At 31.6% G+C, this 13,213-nt stretch carries 14 protein-coding genes; 7 read left to right on the top strand and 7 right to left on the bottom strand.

Annotation, left to right across the window (positions count from 1 at the left end):
- Positions 1 to 8 precede the first annotated feature (8 nt).
- A complete protein-coding gene (locus M9B42_00265) occupies positions 9 to 1,598 on the top strand; it encodes an alkaline phosphatase D family protein (protein ID URQ64295.1) in 1,590 nt (529 codons plus the stop codon).
- Here the strand turns inward: M9B42_00265 and orn are convergent.
- Entirely contained in the window at positions 1,591 to 2,127 is a 537-nt protein-coding gene (orn, locus tag M9B42_00260) for an oligoribonuclease (protein ID URQ64294.1), read from the bottom strand. The two genes, M9B42_00265 and orn, sit on opposite strands and share 8 nt — an antisense overlap.
- A gap of 30 nt (positions 2,128 to 2,157) precedes the next feature.
- Here orn and ubiE point away from each other — a divergent pair, with 30 nt between their 5' ends.
- The 6 genes from ubiE (at position 2,158) to M9B42_00230 (ending at position 5,836) form a co-directional block, all read left to right on the top strand.
- Positions 2,158 to 2,907 (top strand): bifunctional demethylmenaquinone methyltransferase/2-methoxy-6-polyprenyl-1,4-benzoquinol methylase UbiE, encoded by a 750-nt coding sequence (gene ubiE / locus M9B42_00255; GenBank protein URQ64293.1) that lies wholly within the window; start codon positions 2,158 to 2,160, stop codon positions 2,905 to 2,907.
- A complete protein-coding gene (locus tag M9B42_00250; GenBank protein URQ64292.1) occupies positions 2,904 to 4,295 on the top strand; it encodes an AarF/UbiB family protein in 1,392 nt (463 codons plus the stop codon). Before ubiE ends, M9B42_00250 begins: the two co-directional genes overlap by 4 nt.
- Positions 4,292 to 4,450: a twin-arginine translocase TatA/TatE family subunit gene (tatA, locus tag M9B42_00245; protein URQ64291.1), complete on the top strand. Its 159-nt coding sequence runs from the start codon at positions 4,292 to 4,294 to the stop codon at positions 4,448 to 4,450. The genes M9B42_00250 and tatA overlap by 4 nt, the downstream gene beginning before the upstream one ends.
- Positions 4,428 to 4,664 carry a hypothetical protein gene (locus M9B42_00240; protein ID URQ64290.1) on the top strand — a complete coding sequence of 79 codons (237 nt, stop codon included), beginning with the start codon at positions 4,428 to 4,430 and terminating at the stop codon, positions 4,662 to 4,664. Before tatA ends, M9B42_00240 begins: the two co-directional genes overlap by 23 nt.
- Entirely contained in the window at positions 4,654 to 5,364 is a 711-nt protein-coding gene (gene tatC, locus M9B42_00235) for a twin-arginine translocase subunit TatC (GenBank protein URQ64289.1), read from the top strand. Before M9B42_00240 ends, tatC begins: the two co-directional genes overlap by 11 nt.
- A gap of 175 nt (positions 5,365 to 5,539) precedes the next feature.
- Positions 5,540 to 5,836 carry a hypothetical protein gene (locus M9B42_00230; protein ID URQ64288.1) on the top strand — a complete coding sequence of 99 codons (297 nt, stop codon included), beginning with the start codon at positions 5,540 to 5,542 and terminating at the stop codon, positions 5,834 to 5,836.
- A gap of 44 nt (positions 5,837 to 5,880) precedes the next feature.
- Here the strand turns inward: M9B42_00230 and M9B42_00225 are convergent, their stop codons facing one another.
- From M9B42_00225 to tkt, 6 genes are read right to left on the bottom strand one after another with little or no spacing between them, the layout of a single operon-like run.
- Positions 5,881 to 6,639 (bottom strand): 3-oxoacyl-ACP reductase, encoded by a 759-nt coding sequence (locus tag M9B42_00225; protein URQ64287.1) that lies wholly within the window; start codon positions 6,637 to 6,639, stop codon positions 5,881 to 5,883.
- Positions 6,632 to 8,548, bottom strand: a complete 1,917-nt coding sequence (gene acs / locus M9B42_00220) for an acetate--CoA ligase (GenBank protein ID URQ64286.1) — start codon at positions 8,546 to 8,548, stop codon at positions 6,632 to 6,634. The genes M9B42_00225 and acs overlap by 8 nt, the downstream gene beginning before the upstream one ends.
- Complete coding sequence (locus tag M9B42_00215) at positions 8,541 to 9,077, bottom strand: TIGR00730 family Rossman fold protein (protein ID URQ64285.1); 537 nt, start codon at positions 9,075 to 9,077, stop codon at positions 8,541 to 8,543. Before M9B42_00215 ends, acs begins: the two co-directional genes overlap by 8 nt.
- 1 nt (position 9,078) lies before the next feature.
- A complete protein-coding gene (locus tag M9B42_00210) occupies positions 9,079 to 10,092 on the bottom strand; it encodes a fructose-bisphosphate aldolase class I (protein URQ64284.1) in 1,014 nt (337 codons plus the stop codon).
- A gap of 6 nt (positions 10,093 to 10,098) precedes the next feature.
- Positions 10,099 to 11,211 (bottom strand): phosphoglycerate kinase, encoded by a 1,113-nt coding sequence (pgk, locus tag M9B42_00205; protein URQ64283.1) that lies wholly within the window; start codon positions 11,209 to 11,211, stop codon positions 10,099 to 10,101.
- Positions 11,208 to 13,169 carry a transketolase gene (tkt, locus tag M9B42_00200; GenBank protein URQ64282.1) on the bottom strand — a complete coding sequence of 654 codons (1,962 nt, stop codon included), beginning with the start codon at positions 13,167 to 13,169 and terminating at the stop codon, positions 11,208 to 11,210. Before tkt ends, pgk begins: the two co-directional genes overlap by 4 nt.
- Positions 13,170 to 13,213: the final 44 nt, after the last annotated feature.

The following is a 13,213-nucleotide window of genomic DNA, read 5'->3' as shown; positions in this document are numbered from 1 at the left end:
TTTAAAATATGAACAGAAGATCATTTCTTAAATCATTATCTCTTTTATTTTTCATACCAGCTTTAGCTGCATTTCAAAAAAAAATTAACAAAGTAAAATTTTTACATGGTGTAGCAAGTGGAGATCCAACTAATAAGAAAGTAATTATTTGGACAAGAGTTACACCAGAAAACTTTAATTCGTCACAAAAAGTAATTTATCAGGTATCAAAAAATAAAAATTTTTCAAAAATCTCACTAACTGGAACTCTTTATACCAATAGCAAAAAAGATTTTACGGTGAAAGCTGATGTGAATCTTGCTAAATTTTTTCCAGGAACTAAGTTTTATTATCGCTTTATTTGTAACGATACAATTTCACCAATTGGCACAACATCTACACTGCCAAAAGGTAATGTTGAAGAATATAAGCTTGCGATTTTTAGCTGCTCTAATCATCCTGCAGGTTTTTTTAATGTGTATAAAGATGCTGCAGAAGATAAAAGCATTGATCTAAACATACATCTTGGAGATTACATTTATGAATATGAAAATGGTGGTTATGCTACACAAAATGCAGATAAATTAGGGCGAATTCCAATCCCCGAAAAAGAAATTCTTACACTTCATGACTATAGACTTAGACACGCACAGTATAAAACTGACAAAAATCTTCAAAAATTACATCAGTCACGTCCTATGGTACCCATCTGGGATGATCATGAAGTAACAAATGATGCATGGAAATATGGGGCAGAAAATCATCAAAAAATTGAAGGTAAATTTAACTTAAGAAAAAGAACAGCGTTAAAAGCATATTATGAATGGATGCCTATTAGAGAAAAATATTCAAAAGAAAGAGGTTGGAGGAATTTTGAGATTGGCAACTTGATAAATTTAATCATCTTAGACACAAGACTAAGTAACAGAGATAAACAAGTTAATTATGTAAGTTATATCAATGATGGGAAATTTGATAAAAATAAATTTATAGAGGATCTTAATAATGAAAAGCGTAATCTCATAGGTAAAGAACAACTGAGATTTATAGCTAAAGAAACCAAGAAGAAATTTTTTTGGAATGTTTTTGGTCAACAAGTTTTAATTTCAAAAGTTGTATTACCAACTCTTCCATCTGAAGTTCTAGATAATCTATCACCACAAGCAACATTTCTGAAATACATTAATAATTTAAATTTACCTTATAACACTGACGCATGGGATGGCTACCCAGCAGCTAGAGAAAGATTTTTAAATTCTATTAACACTTCATCAAACAATATTTTTTTAGCAGGTGATACTCATAATTGTTGGGCCGGAAATATTGCTAATAACTCTGGAATATTTAAAGGAGTCGAGTTTGGCACACCATCAGTTTCTTCACCAGGTGGTTCGGAAGAATTTGGAGAACTTGATGTCCGACCACTTGAAAAAGCTGTAACAAAAATTAATAAAGATTTGGTTTGGACAAATTTTAGAAATAGAGGTTATTTAACACTTAAGCTTAACCAAAATTCTGGGCAAGTCTCATTTATAGGTGTAAATACAGTTAAAAATAAAATTTATGAAAGATTTGTTCTTAGAACATTTTCACTCAATCCCAAGGAGAAAATTATTTAATATATTTTTCTTTGTAATATCTAAGCTCTTCTACAGATTCTCTTATATCATCCATTGCTCTATGAGATGCTTTTTTCTTATACTCTACAAAGTCTTTATCCCATCTTTTTAGTGACTCTTTAAAAGAAGTTACATCTATATGTCTATAATGAAAATGGTTTGCTAGTTTTGGCATATATTTGATTAAGAAACGTCTGTCATGAGAAATGCTACTACCGCAAAGTGGTGAAGCATGTTGTGTTAAATGTTTTTTAAAAAATTCAAGCGTTTTAAGTTCTGCTTCTTTTATGTTTACTTCACTTTTTTTAATTAATTCAATTAATCCAGTTTTAGAGTGTTGGTTTACATTCCACTCATCCATTAAATCGAGAACATCTTGTTGCTGAGAAATTGCAATATTTGGACCCTCTTCAACTATATTTAAATTCCCATCAGTAATCAGACTTCCAATTTCAATAATATGGTGTTTTTCAGGATCTAAGCCTGTCATTTCTAAATCTATCCAAGCTAGAAAATTTGTATTTGTCATTTATACTCTCTATTCAAACAATAATTCTATATGACCAGTAAAGATAATCAAAAAGTATTTTTTGGAGACGAGAAGGTTGAAAAAAAAGCTAAAACGAAAGGAGTAAATAAAATCTTCTCTCAAGTTGCTGATAATTATGACTTAATGAATGATTTAATGTCCTTTGGTCTGCATAGGGTTTGGAAAAAGCAATTTGTAAAAAACACAAATATCAAAGATAAGTCTAAAATTCTTGACTTAGCTTCAGGTACAGGAGATATTGCCAAATTAATTTATGAACATTCCCCTTCATCAAATATTTGGTTAGTTGATCAAAATAAGGAAATGATACTTAAAGCTAAAGAGCGAGCTGCAGACGAAGGCTTTATAAATAAATCTAAATTTGAAATAAGTGAGGCTGAGTCTTTGCCATTTAACGATAATTTTTTTGATCATGTCTTTATCTCATTTGGATTTAGAAACTTTTCAGATAAGGATATGTCATTAAAAGAAATTTTTAGAATATTAAAAAAAGGTGGCTCTTTAAGAATTCTTGAGTTTTCGAAAGTTAATAATAAGGCTTTTTCAAAGCTCTATGATTTTTATAGTTATAGAATTATTCCAACTATTGGTGAATTAGTCTCAGACGATAAAAAAAGTTATGAGTATTTAGTTAAATCAATTAGAACTCATGAAAATCAGAAAGAACTAAAATCAATGTTGAAAAAAAATAAATTTTCAAAAGTCTCATTTGAAGACTTAACAAACGGAATAGTGTGTATTCATTCTGGTATTAAATGAACATTTTTAGACTTTTTTATATATTTTTCAAAATACGGGCATCAGGAATATTTACTACATTTGGAATTAAATATAATTTTCTATTAGTACCATTTATAAATAAAAAAAATCCAGAAGAAAATTTTAAAGAGAAATTAGAGGATTTTGGCCCAGTCTATATAAAATTAGGTCAGTTGCTCTCTACAAGAACAGATTTAGTGTCAAAAAAACTCTCAAAAGAGTTAAATAAGCTCACTGATGATTGTGAAGCAGTGTCTTTTGATTACATAAGAAACACTATTGAAACTGAACTAGGAAAAAAATCAAAAAATATACTGAGCAACATAGATAAAATACCACTTTCGTCTGCATCACTTGCACAGGTACATGTTTTTTTTATGGATAAAAAAAAATTTGTTGTAAAAGTTCAAAGGCCACATCTTAAAGAAAAGATTCTCAAAGATATTAACCTCGTAAAATTTGGAATTAGGATTTTAAGATTTTTTATAAAATCATATCCGAGGATAGATTTAATGAAAATTATTAATGATTATGAAAGAGTTATTAATAACGAATTAGATTTTCGTTTAGAAGCAAATAATGCAAAAAAGACATACGAAAATTTTCAGGATAGTAGTTTTCTTTATGTGCCCTCAATTGTAGAAAAATATACAACCAAAAAAATAATTGTTATGGAATATATTGATGGAATTCCTGTTACAAATATAAAAGAGTTAAAGAAATATAAGTTGAACCTTAAAGCTTTGGCAGAGAGTGGGGTAAAAATTTTTTTAAAACAAGTTTTTCAAGATAATTTTTTTCATGCTGATATGCATCCTGGAAATATTTTTGCTGCCAAAACATCGCCAAAAAAACCTTTTTACTATGCTGTCGATTACGCGATATGTGGTTCATTGTCCGAGTCTAATCAAATATTAATTGCGCAGATGATATCTTCTTTACTTAAAAAAGATTTTTATTCTTTGGCTCAACTTTTTATTTTCGCTAATTGGGTGAGTGAGGATACAAAAACTGAGGAATTAGAAAATATTCTAAGAATTAATTGTGAACACTTACTAGATAAACCTTTGTCTCAAATTTTATTTGGTGAGCTTTTATTAAATCTTCTTGAAGCTATGAGACCATTTAATCTTTACTTAGATAATGATCTTTTGCTTTTAATTAAAACTCTAGTTCACATCGAGGGCATGGGAAGACAAATTTATCCTGAATTGGATTTTTGGAGTGTAGCAAATCCATTCTTAAAAACATGGTTTAAAGATAAGTATAGTGTTAAAGGACTTGTAAAGTATCTTGTATCAAAAAAACATATACTTACATATATGATTGTGAAAAGATTTGAGGAAACACAAGAAATATTTGATCAAAACTATGGAGATATAAAATGACCATTGGTTGGCTGCAGATAATTGTTGTTCTAGCAATAATAATCTTAGTTTTTGGAACTAAAAGATTAAGGTCTTTAGGAAGTGATATAGGAAAAGCTTTGAAAGGTTTCAAAAAAGAGATTAAAGAGGATAATGATTCAGATAGGAATTCCTGAACTTTTAATTATTATTCTGGTTTTTTTTGTTGCTGCAAAACCGGAAAAAATATCAAAATACTTAAGGGATCTGATGAAGTCTTTTATAAAGATCCGCTCTACGTTTGATAATGCAAAAGAAGACTTAGAGAGAGAGTTTAATTATCAAGAATTAAAGCAAGAAGTCTTTAACGAAAAAAAAATGAAAGAGTTTGATAAAGAAGATGAGCAATAGTCTTTCATCTCACTTTGAAGAATTAAGAAATAGAATTTTATTTTCAATTGCTATTTTTATAATTTCAGTCATTGTTTTACTGCCTTTTACAAATTATTTATTTGATGGTTTTTTGTACTTCTTAGATTTAGTAGATCAAAAGACTCTAATTGCTATTGAAGTAACTTCTCCATTTTTGATTCCTTTGAAACTTGTATTATTTATTGCTTTTTTAGTCTCACTTCCAATATTTCTTTGGCAAATTCTAAGCTTTATGGCGCCTGGTTTATATAAGACGGAAAAGCTGGCTATTTTTTCAAAAACATTTTTAGCAACTTTTTTATTTTATACAGGAGTTATTTTTTGTTTGATCATTGTAGTTCCAAATGCACTTGCATTTTTTTCATCAGTTGGACCAAGTAATCTTGAAATTTCTACTGATATTTCTAGATTTTACTCTTTTGTTCTGACACTATCCTTCGCTTTCGGAATAGCTTTTCAAGTGCCATTGATTGTAAATATATTAATCTCTTTGAATATTCTAAATAAGAATAAAATTAAGGAATACAGGGGTATAGTTCTTGTTTCGTGTTTTATTTTTGGCATGATTTTTACCCCACCAGATGTAATTTCACAAATACTTCTTGCTGTGCCCATGTATTTGTTATTTGAATTAGGCTTATTATTTAGTAATGAGAAAAAAAAGAAATCCAATAGCTAAAGATCTAAAGACTCCAAAATATAAAATGCGGGTGAAACCATTGAAGAAAAAATATTCTAGAAAGAATAAGCAAAATCAAATTGATTAATTTTTAATCATCTAATTGACAAAAATACTAGTTACACTTATATTACATTTATGTGACATTATTGTGACATAATTATATTTGGCAAATATGAAAACTATTTATTTATTATTTTTATTATTGTTTGGGTCAGTATTGTACTCAGACAACCATTTTTCTGTAAAAGATATAGATCAAATTTTTATTATGAAAAATGAAGATATCATTTTTAAATTGAAAGATGATATTTATTTTAAAGGAGACATTATTACACCTAAGTCCTGCACTATAAAAAAACCATATAAGATTTCCTTCAATTCTAAAGATGTAATCAATGACTCATTCTTGATAAATCATCAGAATGGATTCATGACCTGTAGGTTTAAAAATTTAAGACAAATCTCTTAGGCATTTAATTGCGTTTATATTTGGCAGACCGCTGGTCTGCCTTTTTAATTGAAAGTTAATCCGCCATCAACTGTAAGGTTTTGACCAGTTATTGATCTTGCTTCATCTGAAGCAAAAAATATTAGTGCATCTGAGAAATCTTTTGTTGTAGTAACTCTCTGTAAAGGAGTCATTGACGCAATTGCATCAAAAACTTCGTCTGGTGTTGCTGCGCTGGCATCAGTAACTTTAAGCAAACCTCCAGATACCATATTGACTGTTATACCAAATTCACCAAGATCTTTAGCAAAACTTCTTGTTAATCCTAATAAACCAGATTTAGCAATAATATAATCATGATATGGGACTACTGGGTTCTGAAATAAGTTTGTTCCAACATTTATTATTCTTCCAAAATTATTTTTTTTCATATTTTTAAAAAGCTCTTGAATTAAATTAAATGATCCTTTGATTGTTATATCCAGATGATTTTGAATCTCATCCCAAGTGATCTCATGGGCCTTTTTTCTTAAATCACCATTAAACAAATATTCAGTCATAGCATTGTTCACCAAGATATCTGGACCTTTTTTGAATGTATCACATATATTTTTGTTCAGTTCAATAACATCATCTTTACAGGAAACATCTGCATAAAAAGGTATTACATCGGAGCCTAATTTATCTGCTAATTCATGTGCTTTTTTTTCACTCTTAAAGTAATTTATAGCAACCTTATAGCCTCTATTTGCAAAAGATTCAGCAATAGATGCTCCAAGACCTCTGCCTGAACCAGAAATTAAAACAAGTTTGTCATCATTCATTTCTATTCTTTATGAGCTCCTTTACTATTGAGGGATCTGCGAGTGTTGTTGTATCACCTAAATTTTCAAATTCATTATTTGCTATTTTTCTTAAAATTCTTCTCATAATTTTTCCCGATCTAGTCTTAGGCAAGTCTCTTGTAAATTGTATAACCTCTGGTTTAGCAATTTTCCCTATTATTTTAGAAACCTCTTCAAGAATTTCATTATTAATTATTTTCTTATCTTTATCATTATCTTTTAAAATTACATATGCGTATATTGCCTGACCTTTTATTTCGTGCTCTATTCCAACAACTGCTGCTTCAGCAACATCTTCATGATTTACGATTGCACTCTCAACTTCTGCAGTTCCAATTCTGTGTCCAGAGACATTTAAGACATCATCAACTCTTCCAGTTACCCAGTAGTAACCTTCTTCATCTCTTCTAGCCCCATCACCAGTAAAGTACTTTCCTTTGTACTGACTAAAGTAGGTATCGGTCATTCGTTTATGATCGCCGTAGACAGTTCTTATTTGACTTGGCCAGGATGAATCTATGCAGAGATTGCCCTTTACATCGCCTTTAAGCTCTTTTCCATCGCTATCTACTAGTGAAGGTTTAACGCCAAAAAATGGTAAAGTTGCTGAACCTGGTTTTTTTGGAGTAACGCCTGCAATAGGTGATATCAAAACTGAGCCAGTTTCGGTCTGCCACCAAGTATCTACTACTTCACAATTACTTTTACCTACTTTTTGGTAATACCATTCCCAAACATCGGGATTTATTGGCTCCCCAACTGTCCCTAGAACTCTTATTGAATCTCGAGATGTACTTTCAAGATACCTGTCGCCCTGTGCAATGAGTGCTCTTATTGCAGTAGGTGCAGTATAAAAAATATTTACTTTGTGTTGATCACATACTTTCCAAAACCTTGAAGGATCTGGATAAGTCGGAACTCCTTCAAACATGACTGTTGTAATTCCATTTGATAGAGGTCCGTAAAGAATATAAGTATGGCCCGTTATCCAGCCTACATCTGCAGTGCACCAATGTATATCATCATCTCTAATTCCAAAAATATATTTAAATGAAAGATTTGCACCTAAAAGGTAGCCTGCAGTTGTATGTAGCACTCCTTTAGGTTTTCCTGTTGAGCCAGAAGTATAAAGAATAAATGAAGGGTCTTCAGCCTTTAACTCAGCACATTCACATTCTGTTGGCTGATTAGCAACTAATTCCTCATAAGTAATATCTAATTTATTATTCCAATTAACATCTGTTTTTGTGTATTGAAAAACTATCACTTTTTTAATTTTTGGACATTTTTCTAATGCTTTATCTACACTGAACTTAAGTGGGATTGTTTTGCCTCCTCTAATTCCTTCATCTGCAGTAATTACATATTCGCAATCAGCATCAAGAATTCTTGATGAAATTGCCTCTGGTGAAAAACCCCCAAAAACAACAGAATGAATTGCTCCTATTCTCATACAAGCAAACATTGAATATGCTGCTTCAGGGATCATAGGCATATAAATGCATACTCTGTCGCCCTTTTTTACACCTAAAGACTTTAGACCATTTGCTAATTTTGAAACTTCTTCAAGAAGTTCTTGATAAGAAATTTCTTTAGAGTTGTTCTCTTGATCCCCTTGCCAAATTATTGCAATTTTCTCTGGGTTTTTTTGTGCATGTCTATCAATGCAGTTATAACTTATATTTAGTATTCCATCTTCAAACCATTTTGGCTCTTCAAAACTTCCGTTATATCCAATAGTTGGCTCCTCAAACCAAGAAAGATAAGAAATGGCTTTTTTAAGAAAAAAGGAACTTGGATTTTGAATTGATTCTTTATATTGTGAATTAAAGCTTTCGAGTGTAGTGATATGTGGATTAACAAAACTCTTAATATCAAACTTAGACATAACTTTTTAAAGCAAAAATAAGATCATCTATATTTTCAGCTATTACTAGGTTTTTGGGAATAGTACGCAACATTTCCATATTTTTAGCTTTATCTATCCATGTAAGTAAATCTGTCCAACAATCATTTTTATTGTAGACAATAATTTTTTTTGTTATTAACCCAAGACTAGCTAGGTTTAAGACATCAAAGAATTCATCTGCTGTTCCAATACCACCAGGCAATATAAGAAATGCATCTGAATGATCATTTAATTTTCTCTTCCTATCGTAAAAATTTGTTTCAACTTCAAGAGAATCAATATAGTCTGGAGTATATTTTTTCTTGTCAAACATATCGACTGTTACACCTTCGACATATCCGTTATATTCTTTTGTTTTTTGAGAGAGATAACCCATCAAGCCAAGCTTACCTCCTCCATATAAAAGGCATATTTTTTGTTCGGCAAGAAAATTTGCTATTTGGTCTAGATCTGACTTTATATGGAAATTAGGTTCACCAGAAGAAAGAAAAACTGCAAGTTTTTTCAACTTAAACTTCTAAATCTTTTGACCATTGGCCCAGTGCTGCTTTTTTATTCATTAAAGCCCTATGAGAAAATGCACTTTGTGCTGCATCAACATTTTCTGATTTACCTAGCCAAGCTTTTAAAGCTCCAGCTTGTAAAGCTCTTCCATATGAAAAGCTTAACTTCCATGGAGAACCTCCAATTTTATTCATTGCATCTAAGTGTTCAGTTGAAACAGTTTCTGATTGTCCACCTGAAAGAAATGTAATAGCTGGAAGGTTGTCTGGAACACACTCATGCAGACATCTTAAGGTTTCCTTAGCAACAGTTTCAACACCGATCTTTTCTTGGTACTCCGATCCTGGTGTTACCATATTTGGCTTAAGTATAGTTCCTGTTATGTCGACATTTTCTTCTTCAAGATTTTGAAAAAGCGACTTTAATGTTCTTGAGGTAGCGTCATAACATTCTTCGATACCATGACTACCATCCATTAGGACTTCAGGTTCAACTATAGGAACCATATTATTTTTTTGAACAATCTTTGCATATCTAGCAAGAAGTTTTGCATTTTCTTCAATGCATCCTTGTGAAGGTAAGTTACTTCCAATGCTTATTACAGCTCGCCATTTTGTAAAAAGAGCACCCATATTGAAATATTCCGCACACCTAGAGTCAAGATCCTCTATACCTTGTGTAACTTTTTCTATATCTGAGTTTTCAAAAGGAGCAAGGCCCTTATCAACTTTTATTCCTGGAAGTGCTTCCTTTTGTTTTATTAAATCTACAAGGGGAGTTCCATCATTAGTATTTTGTCGAATAGTTTCATCAAAAAGGATTACCCCGCCTATATTATTTGACATACCCTCAGCCTGAAATAAAAGCTGTCTGTAATCTCTTCGATTTTCTTCTGTAGATTCTACAGAAATTGTATCAAACCTTTTTTTACAAGTAGGATTGCTTTCATCTGCTGCAAGAATACCTTTTCCATTTTCAACAATATAGTTCGCTATGGAGTTTAAATTTGAAAAATTCATTGGTAGCTATTCTAACTCTAATGCCTCAATGGATGGAAGGCTTTTACCTGATAAATACTCTAAAAAAGCACCTCCAGCTGTGGAAACGTAATGAAAATTTTTCTTCTCAGAAAACTTGTTAATCGCAAAAATTGTCTCCCCACCACCTGCAATTACTTTCCTATCTGATTGAGATAAAAAATCAATAAGTTGCTTTGTTCCATTCGAAAAAAGATCTATCTCAAAAATACCTAATGGGCCATTCCATAAGAAATTAAAATATTTTGATACAGACTCACTCTTAAATTCTAAATCTAGAATCATCATTTCTTTTGGCACTTTTTCAACATCAACTAAATTAACTTCTGTAGCAGATGGAGAGCTTGCCACATAAACCCTCTCTGGTAATAAAACTTTTCCACTTTTAACCATCTGTGAGCATTTTTTTAACATGTTTTCTTCATAAATTGATTCTCCAATTTCGTATCCAACTGCTTTAAGGAAAGTATTAGCAATGCCACCTCCAACAATAACCTTTTCAGACTTTTGAAGTAAATTTTCAACCACTTCAAGCTTAGTTGAAACCTTAGAACCACCAATTATGCTTACTAATCGATTCGGTTCATTAAGAATTTCTTTTAAATTTCTGACCTCATTGCTAAATAAAAGTCCGGGTGATTTAATCTTTGATTTAATTATAGCTCCATAAGTTGAAGCAGATTTACGGTGCGCTGTTGCAAAGGCATCCATAATGTAAACATCAAAAATATCTGCAAGCTTTTGTCCTAAGTTTTCAGAGTTTTCATTTTCTCCTTTGAAAAAACGAATATTTTCAAGCATCTTTATTCCCTTGCTTTTTTTAATTTCGTTCTCTAAAGATATTTTTTTGTTTAATCTTTTCTCAAACCACTCTTTTATTGGTTTCAAAGAAAGGTTTGGGTCAAAATCATCCTCTTTTGGACGACCAAGGTGGCTTATTAGGCAGAGATTTTCTGTGTGTTCAAGAATATATAAAATTGTTGGCAAAGCAGCTGACAATCTATCAGGGCTTAATACTTCACCACTTTCTAAAGGAACATTTAAATCCACTCTCAGCCCGACATACTTATTCTTAAGATCGATTGAGTGAAGATCTGTCATAAAAAACTTTTTATTTTTTCTACTATTTTTTTTGGGGTGAAACCAAAATGCTCCATTAATATATGACCTTTACCTGATTCTCCAAATTCTTCAATTCCAATTACATTCTTTGTGTGAGCATACCAAGAATTTGGATGACTACACTCAATAGCAATATTAATTTTGCTTTCGGAAAAAATTTCTTTATAAATTTGTTTGTTAGTTTCTAAAACTTCGATACAAGGGACGCTTACTACATTACATTTGACTCCTTCTTGCTCAAGAATTTCAGCAGCTTCAAGTGATAAAGAAACCTCTGATCCAGTAGCTATAAGTTGAATGTTTGAATCATCAAATTTTCTTAAAAAGTATCCACCCCTTGATACTTCATCAAAACTTTTATTCTCAATGTTATCTATATTCTGCCTTGTAAGTATTAGGGAAGACGGTCCATCATTTCTTTGAATAGCTGATTTCCAAGCAACTGCTGTCTCTAATAATGAAGCTGCTCTCCAGGTATGCATATTCGGTGTAGATCTTAAAGTTGTAAGATGCTCAATTGGTTGATGAGTGGGCCCATCTTCTCCGAGAGCAACACTATCATGAGAATAAACAAAAATTACTTTTATCCCCATCAATGCAGCCATTCTCACTGCATTTCTCCCGTAATCCATAAATACTAAAAATGTACCTGCATAAGGAATAAGACCTCCATGAAGAGAAATGCCATTCATTATTGCATTCATACCAAATTCTCTAACGCCGTAATAAATATAATTTCCGTTTTGGGAGCTAGTAATTGGGTTTGAAACACTTGTATTGGTGTTATTTGAGCCACTTAAATCAGCTGAGCCGCCTATCAATTCTGGCAGGTTTTTTTTCAAGAATTCAAGAACTTTCTGAGAAGCTTTTCTAGTTGCTATTGGTTCATTGTGCTTTAAAATCTCTTCTAAAAAGACACTAAAATTAGAATCAAATTTCTCAGGCAGCTTTTCGTTTAACAACCTTTCTAGAAGTTCTGCTTTCTCAGGGTTTTCTGATTTGAGGGTTTGTACTTTTTCATTCCAATCGTCTTCATATTTTTGACCTATGTCCGAAGCATCCCAATCTGCATAAATTTCATTAGGGATTTCAAATTCAGAATATGGCCAATCAAGATTTTCTCTTAACTCTGCTACGATCTCAGACCCAAGTGCAGCTCCGTGAGAGGATTCAGAATCTTGTTTGTTGCCTGCACCGTAACCAATATGAGTTTTACATACAATCATAGTTGGTTTTTTTGACTTCTTTGCAACAGAAATTGCTTCATCAATTTCTTCTCTATTATGTCCATCTATATTATTAATAACATTCCATCCATATGCCTTACACCTTAATGAAATGTCGTCTTTGTACCAATCACTTATTTCACCATCTATTGAAATTCCATTTGAATCATAAAAGCAAATTAATTTATTAAGCTCATGAACGCCAGCAAAAGACATAGCTTCATGTGAAATCCCTTCCATAAGACATCCATCACCTAAAAAGCAGTAAGTAAAATGATCAATCACATTTGTTTTTTTGCTATTTAGGAGATTAGCTAGGATTTTCTCTGCCAAAGCCATTCCAACAGCATTGGCAATTCCTTGCCCAAGAGGCCCTGTTGTAGTTTCAACACCTGAAGTGATTCCAAATTCTGGGTGACCAGGTGTTTTAGATTTTAATTGTCTGAAATCTTTGAGATCTTGGATAGTTAAGTCATAGCCAGTAAGATGCAAAAGACTATATAAGAGCATAGAGCCATGTCCATTTGATAAAACAAATCTATCTCTATCAAACCATTTTGGATTCTTTGGGGAATGTCTAAGATGTTTCCGCCATAAAACCTCTGCTATGTCTGCCATGCCAAGTGGCATTCCTGGATGTCCTGAAGCAGCCTTCTCCACACTGTCTACAGACAGAAATCTTAATGCATTTACAGTCCTGTTTTTGATCAATTTAAGAAAAAAACCTCAGGTCAATTATATAATTGAAATTTAAA

The sequence above is a fragment of the SAR86 cluster bacterium genome (assembly GCA_023703535.1).
Lineage (GTDB): Bacteria > Pseudomonadota > Gammaproteobacteria > Magnimaribacterales > TMED112 > TMED112.
The sequence above is the reverse complement of the archived record's forward strand: the minus strand, read 5'-3'. Positions and strand labels throughout refer to the sequence as shown.